Source organism: Ascidiimonas aurantiaca (assembly GCF_037646345.1).
Classification (GTDB): Bacteria; Bacteroidota; Bacteroidia; order Flavobacteriales; family Flavobacteriaceae; genus Ascidiimonas; species Ascidiimonas aurantiaca.
Window position 1 is genome coordinate 77862 of sequence record NZ_JBBEWR010000006.1, and the last position, 23529, is coordinate 101390.

Consider the following 23529-nt stretch of genomic DNA (forward strand, 5'->3'; position numbering starts at 1 on the left):
TTATTATTACAAATAGACAGAGGGTTTTTTTAAGGTAGCAGGAACGGTTGCCTAAAAAATCGTAATTTTCACAAATTATAAAATGTCTATGAGAAAAATGGTTGTTTTTGGAATGTATGGTATTCTGCTTTGTATGAGTAGTTGTGACCTCATCTCTAAAAATACCACCCAAACAGCCGAGGAGATCGCGAACAGGAGAATCGATACCATTAACTGGAACGAAGTAGATCGTTTTCCCTTTTTTGAGAATTGTGATGAGATGGCTGATAAACAGGAACAACAAAACTGTTTTGAGATCACTTTTTCAAACCACGTTATAAATGCACTTAATAAAAAAAGACTACCTGTTGAGAGAGAAATTAACGATACAGTATTTCTGGAACTAAGAATAGATCATGAGGGTAAAGTGAATATACTTACCTTAGAACAGGATGAATATATAAAACAGAGCATACCAGAACTGGAACGCATTTTAAAAGAAGTGCTTCGGGAACTTCCTAAAATATATCCGGCCGTAAAAAAAACAACTTCTGATAATGATACACAAATGGTAACCGTAGCGACCAGATTCCGTTTGCCTGTAGTGATTGATGTGGAGTAAAAAATAACACTTCTTTATAGGTTAATATAATATGAATTAGTAAATTTGCATATAACATTGTGTAATTTTACCAAAGTAAAAATGGAGGCATTCACTCTTACCGATTTTGTAGATAGCAATACCAATTCACCGCAAACCAAATTAAAGATCATTCACGCGGCCCGTAATGGTGTTACCCGTTCAGATCTTAAAAAATTTAGCCTACGAGTGGCCTTACCTATTACCAAAATCTCTGAGATTGTTCCTGCTTCCTACTCAACACTCGCAAAAAAAAGTAATTACGATAAAGAAGTAAGTGAACGCCTTTTTGAAATAGCTGAGGTGTATGCTAAAGGTTTTGAAGTTTTTGGAGATGAAAAAAAGTTTACCAGATGGCTCAATAAGCCTAATATGGCAGTAGGTGGCGATATTCCCTTTTCACTTCTTGATACCAGTTATGGAGTTCAGCTTGTTTTGAATGAGATAACGCGCATTGACTATGGAATTTTTGCCTGATGATTGTTTATCGCATTGATCGCATTAAGAGAAGTCGCGAACTTTTATTGGGCCTTGGGGCCGAAAAAGTAGGGGGGAGATGGAACAAGCCGGGCACTCGTGCCGTATATACTTCTCAAAACATATCTCTTGCCTATCTCGAAGTAGTGATGCATCTGGATATTTCCGAAGATCTCCCTTCAGATCGTATTCTGGTACACATTGATATTCCTGAAGATCTAAAAATATTTGAAGAAAAAAAACTACCGCCCCATTGGAACAGTTTTCCCTATAACAGCAAAACGCAAGAGGTGTTTACCCGATTTTGCAAGGAACTAAAAGGGCCGGTAATGAAGATCCCTTCTGCCATTGTAAAGTCTGAATACAATTACGTTATCAATCCGTTACATTCGGATGCCCAAAGAATTAAAGTGGTAAAAAAAGAACGTTTAACGTTTGATAACCGGCTTATCAAATAACCACTGTTCTACCTTTTGTATTTCCTTCCCTTCCAATAGTAAGATCCCCAAAATGACCGTAATGCCACCAGACTGCAGAAAACAGGATAGATAAGGCTGGATTGAAAATAAGAAGTAAGGGTGTTTTCCTGCTTTAAAAAAAGAGCAGTTGGATACAGAAGTAGAAAGTCTATGTTAAATTTTATAACAAACACATACAGAAACATATGGTATGAAATTGTTCCGTACACAAATAACGAAAAGAGAGTTAGCAGGAGCATATTCATTAAAAAAACCAGGATACCTGTAAAAACAGCGATAAAGCTTTTATAAGATGCTGCCTTTGCGGCCCATCGTACCCGTTGTGCTAACAGGTTGCGTAAAGAGCTTTCCGGTTTGGTCAGTACCAGCGCTTCTTTTGCTTTAAGGAACTTTATTGAACCCGCATACTTTCTGTTTATTTTTTCCAACAGGAAAATATCGTCTCCGCCGGCAATATGCTTATTTCCCGAAAAACCGTTAACCGCAAGAAATGTGTTTTTTTCATATGCCAGATTGGCCCCATTACACATAAAGGGAGTACCGGCGCCAAATCCTCCCATGGTAGCTCCCATAAGACTTAAAAAATCAAGTAGCTGAAAACGATTGAGAAATGTCCTGGAAGGGTGATAAGATACCGGAGCCGCTACCATACGGCATGGTGATTCTCTAATAAACCCATGAAAACAGAGCAACCATTTTTCCGGTACCGTACAATCAGCATCCGTGGTTATCACCCAGTTATGTTTTGTATGAGATATAGCTTTTTCAATAGCCGCTTTTTTAGCAGAACCCTGTACAGTATCTAAATGAAGTATCTGCCATTCCATCTCGGGGTGGTTTTTTAGGTAATTGGTAATTATTTCCGAAGATTCGTCTTCAGAATGATCATTTACAAAAATTACCTCCCAGTGCGTATTTGGATATTGTACCAGTGAAAGAGATTCCAGTAAGGCCGGCAAATTTTTAGCTTCATTTCTAAATGGGATGATTACACTAAAAGTAGTAGGTAAAGACACATCATTTTTGGGTAGTGTAAATGCTTTTAATTTGTAAAAACCAAAAACAAACCACAGTAGTAGCAAAGCATAACATACAACTATCAGAATGGCCGATATAGTCATACTTTTCGGGATATAACAGTTAATGGTCGCAGTTCATATTTGCGCAACAGCAGGCTTCCGGCAATCGCCGGGAATACAAAGTTAAATACCCACATGACAGTTATAATTAAAAGGATATCGGTTTTGTTCACTCCAAAAAAGCCAAACCACCAAACAGCTACCCCGCCTTTTATAACGACATCCATAAATGCAATAACCGGAAGTGCAGATATCAGTAAATAAAAGCCTGAGATCACAGCTATAAGCTCTAAATAATTAAAGGCAGTATGAGTAAGTGATATGAGGAACAGAAATTGATGCGTGAAAATAAGATATCGTATTCCGGAAAGAGCCATACTCTTATAGTAAGGCACACGAACTTTAGTAACTTCTTCCTGTTTTAATCGTATTAGTTTATTTACAGGGAGCAACCATATAAGTATGAGTATTACAGGCAGGACCACTTCAAACAAACCGGGAATGTTTAGGCTGGGAAAGAGAAGTATGACCATTGGTTTGAGCCACAAAAAACCTAAAAAACCAAATAGAAGGGTAGCGGTAAATTGTGAAAAGTGATGTATTATGGTAAGTAAAACGCCTTTTTTAAAAGCATCTTTGGTAAAGAAAAGCGGTTTTATACCAAATTCACCTATGCGGTTGGGAGTTAACAGCGAAGCCGTAAATGCGATAAGGCTTTGTCTAACGGCCTCGGTAAAAGATACAGGAGTTATCACCGAAGCCAGTATTTGCCATTTATGGCACTCAAGCGCCCAGTTTACAAGAGTAAAAACACCCAGGACACAAAGGGTAGAAAAAGAAAAGAAACGATATGCCAGAAGTGAATTTGAACCCCACAGAGCATGTAAATCCCTAGTGTTTAAATTGAAATAAATAGAGACCCCAGCACCAATAACTATAAAAAGTTTTATGAGCAGGCTCAGGAATTGTTTAGCTTTGTAAGATATCGGAAGCATAACCGCAAATTACTGCAAAAATCCTGAATACCGTAAGTAAACAGGAAAAAGACCCTGACTTCTGATATTTCCTAAAAGATGAGGTATTGAAAACAGAACAGATTATTTTAGGTATAGACCCCGGAACCACCGTAATGGGTTTTGGGCTCATAAAAGTTTTAGGAAAGAAAATGGAATTCCTTCAACTCAATGAACTACAGTTACATAAATATGAAGATCATTATCTTAAGTTAAAGCTTATTTTTGAACGTACCGTACAACTTATTGATACCCATCATCCTGATGAGATTGCCATTGAGGCCCCGTTTTACGGGAAAAATGTACAATCTATGTTAAAACTGGGGCGGGCACAGGGCGTAGCTATGGCGGCAGGCCTTTCCCGTGAGATCCCTATAACAGAATATTCTCCTAAAAAAATAAAAATGGCCATTACCGGAAATGGAAATGCCAGTAAAGAACAGGTGGCCGGCATGTTGCAAAACCTGCTTTCTATAAAAGAAATGCCTAAAAATCTGGACTCTACTGATGGTCTGGCTGCAGCCGTATGCCATTTCTACAACAGTGGTACGACATCACATTCCGGGAAAAGCTATTCGGGGTGGGCCGCTTTTGTAAAACAAAATGAAAAGAGAATCAAGAAATAAAAACAAAAAGATCATTTTGTAATCAGTTTATGAGTGGTATTTATATACATATTCCTTTTTGTAAACAGGCCTGTCATTATTGTGATTTTCATTTCTCTACCTCCTTAAAGAAAAAGGATGAAATGCTGGAAGCCTTAAAGCGGGAACTGGTGATGAGGAAAAATGAAGTGGGTGAAAAAATACAAACCGTTTATTTTGGCGGAGGCACCCCAAGCATACTTTCTCATACAGAGATCAATGCATTACTGGATGCAGTACATGAAAATTATGAAGTATGTGAAAAACCTGAAATTACACTGGAAGCCAACCCTGATGATCTTTCTGAGAAGGCATTGGAAAACCTTTATAAAAGTAAAATAAACCGTCTTAGTATTGGAATACAGTCTTTCTTTGATGAGGATCTAAAGCTCATGAATCGCGCGCATAACGCAACCGAGGCAGTAAAATGCCTAGAAAAAGCCATTCCTTTATTTAAAAATATCTCTATTGATCTTATTTATGGCATTCCCGGTATGAGTGAAGAGCGATGGGTAATGAATATACGTAAAGCACTTCATATGCAAATCCCTCATATTTCTGCCTATGCACTTACCGTTGAGCCAAATACGGCCCTCAAACACTTTATAGATAAGAAAGTAATAGATCCTGTAAATGATGAAGAAGCGCATATACATTTTACACTCCTGTGTAAGCTGCTGGAAGAAGAAGGCTTTGTTCATTATGAGCTTTCTAATTTTGGAAAAAAAGATTATTTCAGCAGGAACAATACAGCCTATTGGCAAGGTAAAAAATACATAGGTATAGGCCCCTCTGCTCATAGTTTTAATGGTGAAATGCGAAGCTGGAACATTGCTAATAATGCCATATATATTAAAAATATCCAGGCAGGCACTTTGCCCCGGGAAACAGAAAAGCTTTCAGTAACCGACAGATATAATGAATATATCATGACCAGACTAAGAACCATGTGGGGAGTTTCTCTGCACGAAGTAACCCAAAGATTTGGCGTGGTTTATAAAGAATACCTGATGAAGCAGGCACAACAACATCTAGACGCAGCTCTACTGGTGGTGGAGCAAGGAGTATTAAAAACCACTCCCAAAGGGAAATTTTTAAGTGATGGTATTTCCAGTGACCTCTTTTTACTTAACTTGGGAAAATGAAAGCAATTTTTGAATGTAATAAACAAAAGTATCAGGTGAATCTGGCGCAGCCACTGGATATATCGTTACCCTTACGGCATGGGAATGCCAATGTAATGGCCTGGTCCCAGTCTCCACCTGATATTTCTCCGGTAACCGAAGGAGATTTTACAGGGAGTGTTGCCAAAGGTGCCAGTGTAAATTTTAATAACATTTTTTTTAATCCGCATGCACATGGTACCCATACCGAGTGTGTAGGGCATATAACAGAAAAAATATACTCGGTTAATACCCAACTAAAACAATTTTTCTTTTTGGCAGAATTAATTACCGTTGCTCCGGAAAAAGACCGAAACGATTTTGTTATTAGCAGGAAACAACTTCAAAATGCATTAGGCTCTAACACTCCGGAAGCACTTATAATCAGGACTCTTCCTAACGATACAGAGAAATACCGTAAAAATTATTCGCAAACCAATCCTCCGTATCTAAAGGAAGATGCAGCCCATTTTATACGGGAAATAGGTGTAGAGCACCTTCTCATAGACCTGCCTTCTGTAGATAAAGAGAAAGACGAAGGGCGTCTGCTCGCCCACAAAGCTTTCTGGCATATTGAAGGAAGTATTCGGGAAAAGGCCACTATTACCGAGTTGATTTATGTGGACAACCATATACCTGACGGATCGTATCTTCTCAATCTGCAAATAGCCCCGTTTGAAAATGATGCTACCCCCAGTAAACCGGTGCTATATTCAATACAAAGCAATTAGTATATTTGAAGATGGAGGATTTGCTGCTTATTTTTTTCGGACTTTTATTAGGGTTGCTTTTTGCCAATTGGGGATATTCCTTTTTTAGAAAGCGTCAAAAACAGGAACTTACCGAAAAACAATCAGTAATACTCCTGGAAAAAATACAAAGTGTATGTAAACTTATAACCGTTGAAGGTGAGTTTGCAGAGATTTTTCATTACGAAAATACCCGATCTCATCTTTTCAAACTGTTGAGCAGTAAGAAAAAGGCCCTGATCGTGATCAATGCCAAAGCACATATTGGATTTGATATGCGAAAAATAAAGATGCATGCCAATACTTCACAAAGGTTAGTGGTACTTACCAATTTTCCACGACCGGAAGTACTTTCAGTAGAACCCGATCTTCGCTATTATGACCTTAAGAACGGATTGCTTAACCGTTTTGATTCAGAAGATCTTACCGCTTTACATCAGGAGGCCAAAAATCATATTCTTGAAAAAATACCCAATAGCGGGCTCATGGAAACAGCGGGTAAAGAAGCTTTAGAAGCCGTTTTGCTTATAGAGAAAATTGTAGAGACCATAGGTTGGAAACTGGATTATAAAGCCCTCACAACCGGTAAAGCTACAGTAAAGTTGCCCGAAACCGGATAATTGTCCAAACAAACCCATATAGAGTTAACTAAAAATGGATATAGAAACCTTACGAAATTATTGTCTTGAAAAAAAGGAGACTACAGAAGCGTTTCCCTTTGATGAGGTAACCCTGGTATTTAAAGTAATGGGTAAGATATTTGCCATTGTAGGTCTGGATGCCTGGGAGGCCGGACAAAAAGCCATAAACCTTAAATGTGATCCTCAGTATGCTCTTGAATTGAGAGAACAATATGAAAGCATAAAAGGAGGATACCATATGAACAAAAAACACTGGAATACAGTATCACTGGAAAATGATGAGATTGATACTAAGATGCTTCAAATATTAATTGACCATTCATATGAACAGGTAATAAAAAGCCTTCCTAAAAAAACACAAGAAAAACTTCATAACGCATCATTTAAAAACGGCACCACTACCTAATGCATACTAAAACACCATTTTCATATTACAGTTCCCGTATAGAAGCCCTTCGTGAAACAGAAAAGAAGATCGCTTCCCGACTGTCGCGTTACAGTTTTTCAAGGTTAATAGTTTTTGTTGTTACTGCTTTTGCTGGGTATTATTTTTATAATGGGTTTTTATCTTTAGTACTCACATTGGTTCCCGGTATTTCCATTTTCCTGTGGTTAGTATCCAGATATAATGATCTCAGGTATCACCACAAAAAAACGAAGAAGTTAATTGCCATTAATGAAAATGAATTACAAATTCTCGATGGCAGATATGAGCACCAGCCTACCGGTGCACATTTTACGCATGATCTTCATTTTTACAGTAAAGATATAGACCTTTTTGGTAAAGGGTCCTTCTTCCAGTACCTTAACCGTACAGAATTACCTGCCGGGAGTAAAAAACTGGCAGAGTTGCTTACAGAAAATGCTACCGAACAGATTACCGAAAAGCAGGAATCTGTAAAAGAATTAGCACAGTTGCCAGAATGGCGACAGGAATACCAGGCGGTAGCTTCTCTTATAAATGTTGAAACTACCTCGGAAGAAGTAATTGAATGGATCAATCGTTACAAGCCTTTTACCAGGAAATATTACCATAAAATAGCTTTGGTCTTTACAGTAGTCTCCTTGTTGATGCTATTGTTTTATTTTTTGGGATACCTTCCGGGAAACTCGGTATTCTTTTGGTTTTTGGCAGGACTGGGTATTAGTGGTTTTCACTTAAAGAAAAGTAACCTGCTTTCAGAAAATGTATCAAAAATACGCGGAGTATTTGATCAATATGCCAAACTGGTAAATCTGGTGGAAACCTTCCGTTTTCAATCTGATGAACTAAAGGAAAAAGCAGCATTTATTACGGGGAAAGATGAAAATGCCTCTGCGATACTCAGAAAGTTTTCAAAGTTACTGGATTCTTTTGATCAGCGGAACAATATGATTTTTGGCGTACTTGCCAATGGATTTTTCCTCTGGGATCTGTACTATACCCATCGTATTGAGTACTGGATTAGCCATTATCAAAAGGATCTTACTCATTGGTTTGAAACCATTGCTGTTTTTGATGCGTGGAACTCTTTGGGAAATTTTGCTTTTAATCACCCCGGGTACGTTTATCCTGAAATTATAAAAGAAGGGAAAACGATCATACATGCCGAAGCGTGCTCGCATCCTTTACTGGACCCGGCCATGAGCGTGAGCAATACCATATATATTGAAAACCAGGGATTCCATATTATTACAGGAGCCAATATGGCGGGAAAAAGTACCTTTTTACGTACCGTAGCTTTACATATTGTAATGGCCAACTCCGGACTCCCTGTTTGTGCATCAAGTTCGCTTTACCGCCCCGTTCAGCTTATTACCAGCATGCGCACCAGCGATTCCCTCTCTGATAATGAGTCGTATTTCTTTTCCGAACTTAAGAGACTTAAACAAGTAGTAGAAGCAGTACAAAAAGGACCTTGCTTTGTGATTTTAGATGAAATACTCAAAGGCACCAACAGTACCGATAAAGCCATAGGCTCCCGAAAGTTTATTGAAAAACTCGTGTCCTTAGGCGCTACCGGAATAGTTGCTACACATGACCTGAGTCTTTGTGTGCTGGAAGACAAACTACCCCAAATTAAAAATTACTACTTTGATGCTGAAATTGTTGATGGAGAACTTTTTTTTGATTACCGCTTAAAGAAAGGGATATGTAAAAATATGAATGCTTCATTTTTGTTAAAAAAGATGGAGATCGTATAAAACCTTCGTTAATAAATGAAAAAAGATACCCTAGTAATTGGAGGAGGCATTGTTGGACTCTGCACCGCCTATTATCTTGCCAGAAACGGATGTGCTGTCACTATAATTGACGACTCAGATAGTAATAGCAGTGCATCTTTTGTTAATGCAGGCTACATTACGCCCAGTCATATCATTCCGTTGGCAGCCCCGGGTATGCCTTCCAAAGCACTTAAGTGGATGTTGCGGTCAGACAGTCCTTTTTACATGAGGCCTAGATGGGATACCGATTTTTTTAGGTGGGCATGGGCATTTTATAAGAGTTGTACGCCCGCCAATGTGCAGGCCGCTATTCCCGTAATAAAAAATATTAACCTGTTGAGTAAGGACCTTTGGGAAGAAATGAAAATTTCCGGCGAGTTGGGAGATTTTCAATGGGAGAAAAACGGTTTGCTAATGCTTTTTACAACAGAAAAATCGGGAGACAGCGAATACAAAGTAGCCGCTAAAGCCCTGGAAATAGGTCTGGAAACAGAAATCCTTTCGTGGGAACAACTACACAAAATAGAACCTCAAGTAAGTGATAAAGTACTGGGAGCAGTACACTATAAATGTGATGCCCATACCACACCCAATGAATTTATGAAAAATATGGTAACCTGTCTTGAAAACAAAGGAGTGGTTTTCAAAAAAAACGAGCAGGTGAACGATATTTTTATCCGGCAAAAAAAAGTGAAAGAAATACAAACCAATAAGGGTGCTTACAAGGCAGATGAAGTGGTGCTGGCCGCAGGTTCCTGGACTGCCCGTTTGGCAAGAAAATTAAATATGAACCTGTTGCTACAACCGGGCAAAGGTTATAGTGTAAATACCAATACTTCTGCAAACATAAGGTATCCGGCAGTACTTATGGAAAGTAAAGTAGCTGTAACCCCCATGAGAGGATTTACCCGTTTTGCGGGGACTATGGAATTTTCCGGATATAACCATTTCATTCGTAAAGAAAGAGTTTTGGCCATAGCAAAGGCAGCCGGTAACTACTATAAAGATCTTACCATACCTGTATCAGATATCGAAAATGCAAAATGCGGATTGCGACCGGTAACACCAGATGGCCTCCCATATATAGGAAAAACCAAAATAGCAGATAATCTTACCATAGCTGCCGGGCATGCCATGATGGGATGGAGCCTGGGGCCGGCAACCGGAAAACTGGTAAGTGAAATAGTATTCAACAGAAAAACATCTATGGATATAGCTGCTTTTAATCCCATGAGAAGGTTCTAAATAGCCAAAAAAAATTACAAGCGTGTGGAAAACCATTCGTCTGTTGAAAAATACATTTCATCTACAGTTGTGTTATATTTAATCGAAGTAAGACTTAGATTTCAACTGTAATGAACGATTTTTGTATAACACAGCTTAAAAGTATGTATAATGGCACTTACTGTTTTATTTATTGAAGATGATGCGATAGAAGTGATGAAACTTCACAGAACTATCAAGAAATTAAATGTAAACCACAAGATCGTTGAGGCTGAAAACGGAGAAGAAGCGTTAAAAATTCTCAAAGAAAAAAGGGTAATACCTGACATAATTTTATTAGATTTAAACATGCCAAAGATGAATGGCATAGAGTTTTTAAAGATTCTTAAAGAAGATGAGGTACTCAAATACATACCAAGCATTATCCTGTCCACCTCCAATAATCGTCATGATGTCATGGAGTGTTACCAAACAGGAATTGCCGGATATATATTAAAACCTCTAAAGTATGAAGAGTACGTGGAAAAAATTGGGAAAACCCTTGAATACTGGAATGCCAATGAATTGATCAAGGCTTCTTAGTTTTATTTGCATTAAATACTGCCTGCCCCATACGCACTCTCTTCAGGAAACTTTTGCTCGTTTATTAAGTGCTGAAAATTAACCATAATACTTATTTTTATGAAGGGAGTTGTTTTTACAAGGTTTCTGGAAATGATAGAGGAAGAGTTCGGACTTGAAACTCTGGATCATATAATAGAGACTTCCAATCTGCCATCAAAAGCTATCTATACAGATATCGGTACGTATGATTCTGGTGAAATGTTCACTATGATAAAAGTACTGAGCGAAAAGACCGGTATGGAAATAAATGATCTGGTATATCATTTTGGCCGTTACTTTTTCGGTACACTAACCGAAGACCACCCCAAACTCTTTGAACAATACAAAACGGCTCTGGAACTTCTTTCTTCTATTGAAAGCCATATTCACGTTCATGTAAAAAAAATATACCCCGGAGCCGAACTACCTACATTTGAGGTAGTAGAACAGGGGCCGTCACACCTCATTCTTATTTATCGTTCTCAACGTGCCCTGTATCACTTTGCCCGTGCTCTTATGGAAAAGACCTTTGAACATTATAATGAAGAAGTAGCCATACAAATGGAGTTACTGGAACCTAGCGGGAAAGAAGTAAGGTTTGAAGTTACCGCTTATGGATAAAAACATCGAAGATATTTATAAAAGAGCCCTTGTCAGGGAAAAATCTTCCAGAAAAGCAGCAGAAAAGATCCTGGAAGATAAATCTCTTGAACTGTATGAGCTCAATGAAAAGCTTCTGGTTGCTAATGAACGACTAGAAGGGCTTTTGAGTGAAAAAACATCAGAGCTTGAAGGTGTATTTGAAAACATCGTAGATGCCTATGTGGTAATGGATATTTTTGGGAATGTACTGAAAATGAACGATGCAGCAATAGAACTGTTGGAGTATGATGTAGCTAAAGAGAGTTTCAATTTGCTAGAACTGGTACACAAAGATGACCTGGAATATACGCAAAAAGCGTTCATTAAGTTATATGCTGAAGGCTCTTTTACCGATTACCGGGCCCGGATTTTTACTAAAACACGACAACCCAAACTAGTACATGTAAACTCCAGTATTATCTGCAATAAAGAGGGAAAACCTATAGCAGCTCAGGGCATTGTAAGAGATATTACCCAGGAAACTATTAACAAAGAGATATTTGAACAACAAAAGCGTGAACTGGATATTATTATAGACAATTCTCCCTTAGGTATATTTCTCACGATCGACGGCTATATTATTAAGTCAAATCATGCTTTTCAGGAACTTTTGGGGTACAAAGAAAAGGAACTCAATCATAAGCGTATAAGTGATTTTCTGGCAGAAGAGCAACCAGAACTACAAGCCTATACAACTACACTTGAGGAATCAGACCCAAACACACCCGCACATTCTGAGGTAAAGGCTTACAAGAAAAAAGACGGGTCTCTCCTTATTGCAAAAGTTATTATCAATCCTGTTAAAGATAAGGAAGGGAATGAAAAATACCAGGTAGGTATGATTGAAGATATTACCCTGGAAATAAAAGAATCCTCTACGCTTAAGGTGCTTAATAAGTTAATGTCCTCTATTTTAGGAAAGACCGACATTAATGAAATTACCTGGATCATTGCAAAAAATACCATGAACCTTTTTGGTTTTGAAGATTGCCTTATCTACACATTTGATGAAAAAAGAGAGTATTTGGTGCCTAAGGCGTATGGGGCTAAAAACCCCAAAGAACCGGGTTATGCGCCACAAATGAAAATCAAACCGGGCGAAGGTATAGTAGGTAGTGTAGCACTTTCCGGCAAACCGGAGATCATTTCAGATACGACCAGAGACAAAAGGTATATACCCGATGGTATATCCAATTATTCTGAAATTACAGTCCCCATTGTGTCAGAAGGTAAGGTGATAGGTATTATAGACTCCGAGCATTCTTCCAAAAATTATTTTACCGAGTCGCATTTACAAACGTTAACTAGCATTGCAGGATTGGCCGCTGCCAAATTGCGCCACGTTCTTAATCTGGAGTTGAGGCGCAAAGCAGAGCAGCAACGAGCTGAGTTAATGGAGCAATTGGAAGCTAATAACCAGCAGCTTAAAGAATTTGCCCATATCGTATCGCATGACCTTAAGTCTCCGTTGCGAAGTATAAGCGCCCTCGCTTCCTGGCTCTATGAAGATTATGTAAATATTCTTGATGAGAACGGAGTGAATAATCTGGAAATGATTCAACAGAAAATAGAAAAAATGGATCATTTGATAGACGGGATACTTAAATACTCCAGCATTCATAAAGATACCCTTTTAAGAGAGAAAGTGGCTATTAAAGAAGTTGTTGAGAATATAATTTCTACCATATATATACCAGATCACGTAGAAATAATTATTAAAGGGGAAATGCCGGTTATTGATGCAGACGCAATTCGTATGCAGCAACTGTTCCAGAACATTATAAGCAATGCAGTTATGTATATTGACAAGGAAAAAGGGTTGGTAGAAGTGGCGAGTGAACAGGATAAAACGCATTGGGTATTTAGTATTACCGATAATGGTATGGGGATACCAAAAGAGTACCATGAAAAGATATTCAAAGTCTTTCAGTCTCTTGGGAAAAATGAACGATCAACCGGAATAGGGCTGTCCATAGTCAAAAAGATCGTAGAGCTTTACGAAGGCAGTGTGTGGCTCGAAAGTGAAGAGAACCGGGGAACCACATTTTATTTTTCAATTAAGAAAACCATTAAAAACGGATGATTTATGTATATAGGCTCTGATATTATAGAAGAGATAGTGTGCCAGATAAGTGATCATGTAGGTGATGGAATGGCTCTTTTATCTATTGCCGAGCATACACCTGTTTCGGTTCATTCACTTATAGAGGCTCTCAATACGCAAAACATTCGCTTTATGGGCGCCATATTTCCTAAAGTAATTCACGATTCATCTATCTATGACAAAGGTATAGTGCTCAATACTCTTAATAATGTGGTTACCGGTACATCTTATATTGTGAAAGAAATTCACAAAAAGGAGTTTCCCATACCTCGTATTGTGCTTAAAGAAAATACCTCATATTGCGTTATGACCTTTGTGGACGGGCTCACTTCTCATATCTCACATTACTTATCTGAACTGTACAAGCAGTTCGGGAGCAATACTTCCTATTTTGGAGGAGGTGCCGGAAGTCTTTCTCTAAGTCAGGCCCCCTGTGTTTTTAATGAAGAGGGAATTTTTCAGGATGCGGCCGTATTAGCCATACTGGAAACCCGTGCCAGTATTGGTGTGAAACACGGATGGAAAAAAATAAAAGGCCCTGTAATTGCTACCAGAACCGAAAGAAATATTATAAAACAGATAAACTGGAATACAGCATTCCCGGTATATCGGGAAATTGTAGAACAAGATAGTGATCATACATTTAATGATGATAATTTTTTTTCCATTGCTAAGGCATATCCTTTCGGGATTCTAAAAGAAGCTGCAGAATATGTAGTAAGAGACCCTATTGCTACGAATGAAAAAGGAGAGCTCATTTGCGTAGGAGAAGTACCTGAGAATACAGTTTTAGATATTTTAAAAGGAGAAGAAAAGTCATTAATAGCAGCCGCAAAAATGGCAGCGGAGGAAAGCCTTTCAAGTGCCGGAAACCCTGAGAAAGCATACATTATTGATTGTATTTCCAGAGTGTTGTTCCTCGAAGACAGTTTTGAGGATGAGTTAGGAGAGGTAGTGAGTACTATACGCAAAAACAACACAGATATTTCGGTTGGGGGGGCACTTACTTTAGGAGAAATATCCTCTTATGGAGAAGGCTATCTGGATTTTTTTAATAAGACCATAGTGGTAGGATTGTTTGAATAATTATGAATGTAAGTAGCCATATTGCAGATATCCTGCAATTGTATGAGTTTTCCATGTCTATTGGGAAAACGTTGGAATATCAGGAAAACTGCGATAACTTTCTCAAATTGCTTTTAGCGAGAAAAAATCTGAATATTTGCTGGATTAGCTCAACAAATGAGCAGGGTAACGTATTTCCATATTCACTGCCCGTTTCTAAGGGTTTTCCCGAATCTCCTGAAAAAAGTATAGCCTTTATAGAAGCTCTTGATCAAAAAGGGTTTCCCGTATCATTTTCCGTGAACGAAGTGCCTTCAGGGGTAGCTCCTACACTACTTAAAAAAGGGAGTCTGGCCGTTTTTAATATGAAGACACAGGGACTGTTATTTTTACATAGTGCAAAAAAAGAACAATTTTCAGAACGTGAACTTAATCAATTGGAACCCATTATAAGTAAGTTTGCACTTTCCCTTGAGGCCTGTTCTACTTATAGTAAACAGCAACAGTTACTGGAGGATCTCGAAAAACAAAATCAGGAACTTAATAATTATGCTCATTTGGTATCGCATGATCTTAAAAGTCCTTTGAGAAATATTGATGCATTGGCTCACTGGATCAGAGAAGATTACGGAGAGGCACTACCTCAGGAGGCGCAAGACAATCTTGAGCTTATATCAGAAAATCTTGAGAAAATGGACCTCTTAATTCATGGAATTTTGCGATACACCACTATCGATAAATGGAACAATCGCAAAAGTACCGTAAACATCAATGATGTACTCACAGGAGAGATCACAGCTTTGAAAATACCGGATAATGTAAAGATAGAAATAGAAAATTCAGTACCTTCCATAGTTGCCAGTCATTTATTGATGGAGCAATTATTCAAACAACTCATAAAAAATGCTTTGCAGGCACTTCACCCTAATGGAGGATTCATTTGTATAGCGTATCAGGATCTGGGAGAGTATCATAGGTTCAGTGTAAAGGATAATGGAAAAGGTATTGACAAAAAATACCATCAAAGAATATTTCGCATTTTCCAAAAGTTGGAGAATAAAGGCACTTCAAGCGGGATTGGCCTATCTATTGTAAAAAAAATCGTTGATTATTATGAAGGGGCTGTCTGGTTGAACTCTGAACCAGGTTCAGGTACCGAAGTAGTATTTACGTTAAAGAAGAATGTATGAAAGAACAACCCAATTTAGATTATCTAAACTCCCTGTCGGGGGGAGATCCTGATTTTGAAAGAGAGCTTATTAAGATTCTTAAAGAAGAATTCCCAGCAGAAAGAGATATTTACTATACCAACCTGAGAAAGAGTGATTTTCAAGAAACGGCGCAGATTGTACATAAACTTAAACATAAAATTAGTATTTTAGGCCTCGAAAAAGGCTACTCTTTGGCTGCAGAGTTAGAAGAAAGCCTTAAGAATCTCACCCCCAACGATATTTTACTGAAAGAATTTGATGCCTTGCTGGAACTTATGGATAGTTTTATTTCAGGGCTATAAAACCTTATGTTATGAACTGTATCATTGTAGATGATGAAGCTGCTGCACGAGCCATCATGCGACAGCTTTGTAAAAATGTGGAAACATTAAATGTTCTGGAAGAGTTCCCCAATGCTATCCAGGCCATTAAATACCTTAACCAGAATGAGGTAGATCTTATTTTTCTGGATATTCACATGCCGGATTTTACCGGTTTTGACTTTATTCAGACCCTGAAAAATCCTCCAAAAATAATTGTCACTACCTCTGATAAAGATTTTGCCACAGATGCCTTTGAATACGAATGTATTGTAGATTATTTGGTGAAGCCCGTTAATCCGCCCAGATTTCTTAAGTCTATTCAAAAAGCTCAGAACTTTAGCTTTTCGGTTGAAGGGAAGTCGCAGGCAACAACTGCCGATGCGGGTATTAACGAACTTTTTGTAAATATAGACCGACGGCTTATTAAGATCAATATTCCCGATATCTATCTTATCGAGGCCAAAGGAGACTATATTAGCATTAAGACAGATGGAAAGAACTACCTGGTACATTCTACTATGAAAAAGATAGAAGAAAAACTACCCGATGATCTTTTTCTAAAAGTACACAGATCCTATATTATTAATCTCAAGAGAATTATAGATATTGAAGATAACAGTGTATTGATAGCAAAAGATGTCATACCTGTAAGCCGTTCCAGCAGACCAGAACTCATGAAAAGACTGAATTTGCTGTAAACGCTTAAAAAGTAGAAAACGAATAAACTTACCGTGTTTATCCATTCATCTACACATATATTCCACTGGTCTGATTATCTGGAATAATCTTACAGGTATCTCATAGTTTTGGTGTAATCAAAATTATGGGTCATGAAGCTAAAATTACTTTTTTTACTTTGCTTAATTAGTCTTACAGGCTATTCCCAAAACTACCGGTTTTTGGGATCGTATGATTCTGATGGAGTCCCTGATTATCTGGATGTTTCAGATGTAGTTTCTCAGGAAACCCTCGATACCATACACCTTGCTCTCCCGGAAGGCTTTCCGGTACCAGATTATAATCCGCAATACATATCTTCCGGCTATGATACTGATGTAATACTTAGTGAAGACGCAGAGGTATGGGTTACTTTCGTGGGTGAAGGAGCCGGTTACCAGAATGTACTTGGATTTTATACCTATGATACTTCACAACCCAGAACCAGTGCCCCCAATACCGAAGAAATTACCATTATATTTCCCAACGTTTCTGCCAGGGGTAGCGGAGGAGGTCTTGAGGTAGGAAATAAAGTAAAAATAGGCACATTTGAAGCAGGTACCGGCATAGGTTGGGTGCTTCTTGCCAATGCATGGTCCAACGGTTCTGTAGGGAACGGGTTGTGGAAGCTTTTCTCCAATCCCGATTTTAATCCTGAAAGTGATCCGTCACTGCGGTATCACAATGTACTTCTTTCAGACCCCGATAATGAAAGGATTATTCTAGGTTTTGAAGATATAAGAAGAGATTATGGTTCTTGTGACAATGATTTTAACGATGCATTGTTTTACGTAACAGCCAATCCGTTTTCGGCTATCTCTGCTGAAAATATAGGTCTAATAACCGACTATACAGTAGTTACTTCTGCCAATGACGGTGGTTTGGAAAGCAATGGAGATCTTGCTTCACTTATAGCCAAAAGAAATTTTAGCAGGACACAAAATGCATCTTCTATAAACAGAAAAGCGCTACAGGCTTCCTACCAGAAAAAAGCATTTAAAAGCTCCAGGACTAATGCGAGTTTGTATTCCTATTTTCCTGAATCAGGATTTCAGGGAACCGAAACTTCATATATTTCCAGCCCGGACGACCTTTTGGGTATAACCAATGCTTCCGAAGTATTTTCAATAGACTATTACCAGTCTGAAAACAGAGTTTCAGCCGCACTGGCCACCGTAACAAAAGACAGGGTATATGATCACTCCAAAGTTATTTGTGACAGGCTTAACAGTTCAGTTCTCAAAGATGTAAGGACCATAAACCTGAAAGGACACAAAATTATATACGCCAAAGTAAAAAGAGCCGCAGGAGAAACTGAATATGCATTGAGCTTTTCAGTAAAAGATGCCGGAAGCACTTATGAGTTGTATAGTTTCTGGAATATTGATAAATATCCTGAAGGCGATTACAAAAATTTCCAGATATGGGGTTCTTCCATGCCCCAGGTATGTAGTATAACAAATCATATTCTTTCAGAACTGGCCCTTGAGAAACCATTTGCCAAAGCTGCTGACGAACAGTTAATTCCCGATGTTTTTGTATCCGCAGGAAAGTACAATAATGGATTTCTGCAACTTAATTTGATCAATAAAAGTAAAGCGCCTTACGTTAATTTTACCGGCAATATTCGTGAAACCGAACAATCACCTGAAGAACGTCTGGAGTTTCAGGTACCTTTAACAGGTAGCTATTATGAGCAGGTACAGGTACCCGTAGGATATATTTTTGATATAGGGTTTTCTATGGCTCCTGGCAACAGTAAGGCGTATGATGCACTTTATCTGGCCGATGGCCCCTGGGGTGTGGATTTTCTGGAAACGGAAACCCGTATCGATACCTTTATGATCAATGCGCATCAGGATACCATAAAAAACAGGAAAGATCATTTGCTGGAAAGAAGTATGGCACTTTCGGGTGAAGTGATGGGGACCGTAAATGTTTTCAGGACTTTGTTGCCGGGGCATCAGTTTATGGATGTGAGTGCATTCAAATCCTTATCGCTGTATTTACAAACAGACCGGCCCATTGAGATTAGCATTGTTACTTCGGCAACCCATGTCTGGGAAGAACGATTTACCTACCGGCTACCCCAGGTATCAGGAAAGGAAGAAGTAGTTATCCCTTTCGAAGATTTTGTGTCTTCTTCATTAAGATCTATGGCAGATATTAAAATGGTAGTTTTTTCAGTTCAGGGAGATTATAAGACCTTTGACCCCTTCACAATTCAGATCGATCAATTAGCCCTTACAGACAGGCTTGTTCCGGAAGAAATAGTTAGAGAAGAAGAAACCCCCGTAGAAAAAATAGTATTGCCTGCTAAAACAAGTATCTATCCCAACCCGGTAACATCATCTGCAACCGTAGTTCTTCCGTGCATTACAAAAGATGTGGTAATGAATGTATTTGACCTTTCGGGAAGACAGGTACGGGCAGATGTACATTCAGATATTGATAGCAATACTTTTAGTTTTGCTAAAGATAGTTTACGTCCGGGTATATATGTTTATACCATAGTGAATTTATCTGGAACTTTAGCTAAAGGAAAGTTGATCGTACAATAAATTCGTTGAATGGATATGTAGGTTTGAAAAAAAGTATTATATTGCGTACGCCTTAAATCTTATAAATCATGGAGTACTATTTAATAGCTTTTGCTTGCTACTTAGTCTTATTCATTGGAGCCCACTTAATGGGTCGTAAATCTCAACTTAAGAAATTCAACAAGACCGTGAAATATCCGCTGCAGGGTAGTTCAGAAATGGTGGTTATTAAAAATAATGAAACCTATTCTGAAAGCAAATCTGTAGCATAATACACTATAAAGTATTTTGTGATACAGTTTTGTTCAGACTACCAGCGTACACATGAATTTGTTTATCGGTTACCTAATATATACTTAGATCAGGCCTGTTTTTTACAGGTCTTTTCTTTTTTATATGAATTTTCAGAGAGAATTAAGGGCGAAAGGAAGTATTGAAAAGGGGCTTTTTCGTAAACCACCACTTAAGTCGAATACCCACTTCGGTAAAAGTAAAACCGGCCGCAGTTGCCGAAGCAATATTACTGTGAAGGCCATAAACCGACATAAGGAACCTTTCAGAGAACTGATAGCCCAGGTACCCCTGTAACCTATAGGTAGCTTGTTTCTCCTCATCTTCTATAAATTGATACCCGGCTGCTGCATTTACATTATAAAACCAGGATATGGCAGTTGTTTCACCTTCACTTTTAATAAGATCTGTAAAAATTTCTACAGCGTGAAAACGTTTCGGACTGAAATATGCTTCCGGAACCCGGTCTTTAAAAGAGATATATTGATAATTGGCACCAAATTTAAGAGCAGGTTTTCGTAAAACATTGTAATACAAAGAAGTAAAAAGCAAGTGCCTTTCATTATCGTCAGTTTGCGTAGTGTAAAAGTATTGTAAAAACCACCCCAGGTTAAAGTTACTGCTTATGTTATGATTAATGTAATAATTATTAGTAACGATTTCCCGATCGAGTAGGTCGGCATTAAAGTTTTGTATTTCTCTGCGATACCCTAATTCCAGATCCTGGAGTTTTACAAGTTTTGAGATCAGGCGAACATCTGCCAAAAACTGACTATAATCTGTATTGAACGAGGTAACCGAGGTAATGCCTCCCTGTGCAAGTAGTTCCAGTTTCGGGATCATTTTCCATGAAAAACCCGAAAGAAAATCATTAGCTTCTGCTTCTCTGGCTGTGATATCATTTTTTGTTTTACGATATCGGTAATCTGCCAACAAAGAGAACGTAACACTTAGAGGTACCGAGAGCCGGGTCTGGGTGTTGTAGGCTTCATTTTCTCCATTATCAAACATATAAGAAGCCTTTTGTTCTACAAAAGGAGTAAACTGCCGGTCCAGCTTTTGTATAAATTCCTCTGCATCTTTCTGCCCTTCATAAAAGGTGAGCGTTTGGTAAGCAGCCCGATACGCTTTGCGAATAAGATCCCGGGCCTTGTACGTATTGGCAATACCAAGATTAGCATCGAACGAAGTACTATCGCTTTTGAGTATTTTGCGATATGCATCAGTACTTTTCCCGAAATCACTGCGATATAAATGGAGAGTAGCTTTTAGCGCCAGTACCCTGTTATTTGCCGGTGTAATCGAAGCCATAGAATCGATTAACATTTCCGCAGGTGTGTATTTTCGATTCCATATCAGGGCCTGGATATAACGTTCTTCAACATCAAACTTCAGTACATCATTGTCAATGCTACCCGCTTTTTTTCGGGAACTTTCCGCAACCTGTAAGGCAGTTTTACTTTTTCCGCTTATGTGGTGTGCCAGAGCAATACCGTTGAGAGCGGTTATGGAATCGTTACGATCTTTAGCCATTTGCCGGTAAGTGGCAATAGCACTATCCGTTTTTTTGATGATCAGATACACATTGGCCATAGAAAGAAGCGTTTCTCTGTCATCATGAAGATCAGTAAGGTTTTTTTTCAGTGTATCGATAGCACTTTGGTACTTCTTTTTCGTTAAGAGTGTTCCCGAAATACCCAAACGTATGTATTTCCTGGAGAGCATGGCATTCGGGTTTTTTGGGCTTAGCATTAAGGCCTTATTTACCATTTTGAGTGCTTCCTCATACTTTTTAAGATTTGATAACGTATTGGCATATCCCAGAGTAGCGGGAAAGCTGCCGGGTAATCTTGTTACCAGTTCTTTATAATAAACCTCTGCGTCAGTATATCGCTTAGCCCATAAAAGTGCTTCTGCAAAGTTGAGCTGGATCTCTGTATCATCAGGGTATTCCTCCAGTAATTCTTTAAATATGGTAAGTGCCTGTTCAGGATCGTTATGTAGACCCACTGCCCTGCCATAACAGAGCCTTGCCGTACGATTTTCAGGATGTACTTCAAGATATGCCCGAAAAAAAACTTCAGCTTCTTTATAGCGGCCTGCCTCCAAATGGTCAAAGCCTGTTTGCATGGAGTCTTGTGAAAACAGAAAGAACACATTGAGAATACAAAAGGTAATACTGAGCAAATAGTTTTTGTTCATAGAAAAAGGAAGTGCGAATTTTCAAACGACAAGTTAAACATTCATTTGCTAATATTCATCTTAAGATTCCTGCATCTCATCGAAATATACCAGTATTCGGTTTATTGACAATAGATATTTGTATAGTAATTGAAAAAAAAACCATCTAACTATCATTAAAAGCCTACAAAATGCTACTATCAAGAACACAAACTTCAAAAATTACCCCGGCTAAAGTTTTTATGCTGGGGGCATTCGTGGTAAATGCAGGCAATTACCTGTACAATGTAATTTTAGGACGAATGTTGGGGCCTGAGGCTTTTGCAGATGCTGCGCTGCTCATTACCTTTTTACTGATTTTATCGTTTATGGCAATGACCTTTCAATTGGGTACGGCAAAATTTTCAGTTGTTTTCTCAAATAAGACATTTCGCTATTTTCATGCAATGATGTATAAATATGCCTTATTGGCAGGGAGCATAGCAGGAACCTTACTTATTATATTTGCCAAAGACCTTCAACAACTTTTTCATACTCAGTCCAGTTTTATGTTCATTGTTTTTGGTGTTGGTATTCCGGTATATTTTGCATTAAGTGTAAACCGCGGTGTTTTTCAGGGAAAACAACTTTTTGTTCCGCTTACCATTACCTATCAAACAGAAATGTGGAGCCGTTTGCTGGTGACACTTCTATTGCTTTGGCTATTTACTGCGGCTGCTTCGGTATGGGTGGCTACAGGCATTGCGGTATCCTTCTTCTTTGGGTTAATACCATTCAGGAAACCTGCGGGAGGTACTTTAAAAGCTTTTCAGTTCAAAGAACTTACCCATAATCGAAAAATTATAAATTTTTTACTCATCACAGGTTTTTATGAGTGTACCCAGATCCTTATTAACAATAGTGACATTATCATGGTAAAGCATTTCTTTACCTCAATGGAAGCGGGTTTGTACGCTTCTTTGGCCCTAATAGGGCGAATGGTTTATTTTGTTGCATGGATGTTTGTTATGCAGCTTCTGCCTGATGTAGTAAAACGGGAAAAAGACGGGCAACCTCATAAACAGATTCTGGTAAAATATGCAGGATATGTATGTTTTCTCTCTGCGGTTGTTGTAATTACCTGTTGGCTCTTCCCAGATATGGTTGTATCGCTTATGTTTGGAGATGCATACCTGGCAATAGGAGGGCTTTTATGGAAATACGCTCTGGCTACCTCTATGTTTGCCATCTCAAATATTTTTGTGTACTATTTTCTTTCTCTGGAAAAATACATTCCCGTTATGATTTCAGGAGTGGCCGGTTTTTGTCAGATACTATTAATTTTCTTTTACCACAAAAGCCTGGAGCAGGTAGTGCTTATGCAGATCATAGTCATGGGGCTCCTATTTTGGGTTCAACTCACTTTTTATCAGATATATACACTCAAAAAATAATTTTTTCATGTTTTTTATGGTTTTTTTAAGTTGTTTTTCAGGGGCCTTTTGGCCCCTGTTTTCTTTGAAAATCATATTTTTTAAATTGATCTACCGAGAACCTTCATTGAACTACAGTAAACTTCT

The 23529-nt window shown here is 38.3% G+C and carries 22 protein-coding genes; 19 read left to right on the forward strand and 3 right to left on the reverse strand.

The annotated features are described in order from the left end of the window. The first annotated feature begins 88 nt into the window (after positions 1–88). From WAO84_RS07930 to WAO84_RS07940, 3 genes are all read left to right on the forward strand, one after another. Positions 89–601, forward strand: coding sequence for a hypothetical protein (locus WAO84_RS07930; RefSeq protein WP_340064961.1), 513 nt, complete (start codon positions 89–91; stop codon positions 599–601). Positions 602–682: 81 nt separating this feature from the next. After that, positions 683–1096, forward strand: coding sequence for a type II RES/Xre toxin-antitoxin system antitoxin (gene parS, locus WAO84_RS07935; protein ID WP_340064962.1), 414 nt, complete (start codon positions 683–685; stop codon positions 1094–1096). Then, positions 1096–1554 (forward strand): RES family NAD+ phosphorylase, encoded by a 459-nt coding sequence (locus WAO84_RS07940; RefSeq protein ID WP_340064963.1) that lies wholly within the window; start codon positions 1096–1098, stop codon positions 1552–1554. Before parS ends, WAO84_RS07940 begins: the two co-directional genes overlap by 1 nt. 8 nt (positions 1555–1562) lie before the next feature. Here the strand turns inward: WAO84_RS07940 and WAO84_RS07945 are convergent, their stop codons facing one another. Next, positions 1563–2696 (reverse strand): glycosyltransferase family 2 protein, encoded by a 1134-nt coding sequence (locus tag WAO84_RS07945; protein WP_340064964.1) that lies wholly within the window; start codon positions 2694–2696, stop codon positions 1563–1565. Continuing rightward, the gene (locus WAO84_RS07950; protein ID WP_340064965.1) at positions 2693–3649 is read right to left on the reverse strand and encodes a hypothetical protein; all 957 of its coding nucleotides are present in this window, start codon (positions 3647–3649) and stop codon (positions 2693–2695) included. The genes WAO84_RS07945 and WAO84_RS07950 overlap by 4 nt, the downstream gene beginning before the upstream one ends. An 86-nt stretch (positions 3650–3735) precedes the next feature. On the opposite strand from WAO84_RS07950, the gene ruvC reads away from it, so the two are divergent. The 15 genes from ruvC to WAO84_RS08025 all read left to right on the forward strand — a co-directional run bounded on the left by ruvC (position 3736) and on the right by WAO84_RS08025 (position 19519). Next, a complete protein-coding gene (gene ruvC / locus WAO84_RS07955) occupies positions 3736–4293 on the forward strand; it encodes a crossover junction endodeoxyribonuclease RuvC (RefSeq protein WP_340064966.1) in 558 nt (185 codons plus the stop codon). Between the two features lie 29 nt (positions 4294–4322). Then, a complete protein-coding gene (gene hemW, locus WAO84_RS07960; RefSeq protein ID WP_340064967.1) occupies positions 4323–5456 on the forward strand; it encodes a radical SAM family heme chaperone HemW in 1134 nt (377 codons plus the stop codon). Then, positions 5453–6205: a cyclase family protein gene (locus WAO84_RS07965; RefSeq protein ID WP_340064968.1), complete on the forward strand. Its 753-nt coding sequence runs from the start codon at positions 5453–5455 to the stop codon at positions 6203–6205. The genes hemW and WAO84_RS07965 overlap by 4 nt, the downstream gene beginning before the upstream one ends. Positions 6206–6216: 11 nt before the next feature. Beyond that, complete coding sequence (locus tag WAO84_RS07970; RefSeq protein WP_340065167.1) at positions 6217–6843, forward strand: DUF4230 domain-containing protein; 627 nt, start codon at positions 6217–6219, stop codon at positions 6841–6843. A 34-nt stretch (positions 6844–6877) separates the two neighbouring features. Further along, a complete protein-coding gene (locus tag WAO84_RS07975; RefSeq protein WP_340064969.1) occupies positions 6878–7270 on the forward strand; it encodes an MmcQ/YjbR family DNA-binding protein in 393 nt (130 codons plus the stop codon). After that, complete coding sequence (locus tag WAO84_RS07980; protein ID WP_340064970.1) at positions 7270–9048, forward strand: MutS-related protein; 1779 nt, start codon at positions 7270–7272, stop codon at positions 9046–9048. The genes WAO84_RS07975 and WAO84_RS07980 overlap by 1 nt, the downstream gene beginning before the upstream one ends. A 15-nt stretch (positions 9049–9063) precedes the next feature. Beyond that, complete coding sequence (locus tag WAO84_RS07985) at positions 9064–10314, forward strand: NAD(P)/FAD-dependent oxidoreductase (protein WP_340064971.1); 1251 nt, start codon at positions 9064–9066, stop codon at positions 10312–10314. 150 nt (positions 10315–10464) lie between these two features. Then, the gene (locus WAO84_RS07990) at positions 10465–10875 is read left to right on the forward strand and encodes a response regulator (RefSeq protein WP_340064972.1); all 411 of its coding nucleotides are present in this window, start codon (positions 10465–10467) and stop codon (positions 10873–10875) included. A gap of 99 nt (positions 10876–10974) precedes the next feature. Further along, positions 10975–11517: a heme NO-binding domain-containing protein gene (locus WAO84_RS07995; protein WP_340064973.1), complete on the forward strand. Its 543-nt coding sequence runs from the start codon at positions 10975–10977 to the stop codon at positions 11515–11517. Further along, complete coding sequence (locus WAO84_RS08000) at positions 11510–13621, forward strand: PAS domain S-box protein (protein WP_340064974.1); 2112 nt, start codon at positions 11510–11512, stop codon at positions 13619–13621. The genes WAO84_RS07995 and WAO84_RS08000 overlap by 8 nt, the downstream gene beginning before the upstream one ends. 3 nt (positions 13622–13624) lie before the next feature. Then, positions 13625–14728, forward strand: a complete 1104-nt coding sequence (locus WAO84_RS08005) for an FIST signal transduction protein (RefSeq protein ID WP_340064975.1) — start codon at positions 13625–13627, stop codon at positions 14726–14728. Positions 14729–14730: 2 nt separating this feature from the next. Then, positions 14731–15897 carry a sensor histidine kinase gene (locus WAO84_RS08010; RefSeq protein WP_340064976.1) on the forward strand — a complete coding sequence of 389 codons (1167 nt, stop codon included), beginning with the start codon at positions 14731–14733 and terminating at the stop codon, positions 15895–15897. Next, positions 15894–16220: an Hpt domain-containing protein gene (locus tag WAO84_RS08015; protein ID WP_340064977.1), complete on the forward strand. Its 327-nt coding sequence runs from the start codon at positions 15894–15896 to the stop codon at positions 16218–16220. The genes WAO84_RS08010 and WAO84_RS08015 overlap by 4 nt, the downstream gene beginning before the upstream one ends. A gap of 11 nt (positions 16221–16231) precedes the next feature. Further along, a complete protein-coding gene (locus WAO84_RS08020) occupies positions 16232–16939 on the forward strand; it encodes a LytR/AlgR family response regulator transcription factor (protein WP_340064978.1) in 708 nt (235 codons plus the stop codon). Positions 16940–17071: 132 nt separating this feature from the next. After that, positions 17072–19519 (forward strand): DUF4114 domain-containing protein, encoded by a 2448-nt coding sequence (locus tag WAO84_RS08025; RefSeq protein WP_340064979.1) that lies wholly within the window; start codon positions 17072–17074, stop codon positions 19517–19519. A 393-nt stretch (positions 19520–19912) separates the two neighbouring features. Here WAO84_RS08025 and WAO84_RS08030 read toward each other — a convergent pair whose 3' ends face one another. Continuing rightward, positions 19913–21991 carry a tetratricopeptide repeat protein gene (locus WAO84_RS08030; RefSeq protein ID WP_340064980.1) on the reverse strand — a complete coding sequence of 693 codons (2079 nt, stop codon included), beginning with the start codon at positions 21989–21991 and terminating at the stop codon, positions 19913–19915. A 170-nt stretch (positions 21992–22161) separates the two neighbouring features. On the opposite strand from WAO84_RS08030, the gene WAO84_RS08035 reads away from it, so the two are divergent. Then, entirely contained in the window at positions 22162–23403 is a 1242-nt protein-coding gene (locus WAO84_RS08035; protein ID WP_340064981.1) for an MATE family efflux transporter, read from the forward strand. Positions 23404–23529 lie beyond the last annotated feature (126 nt).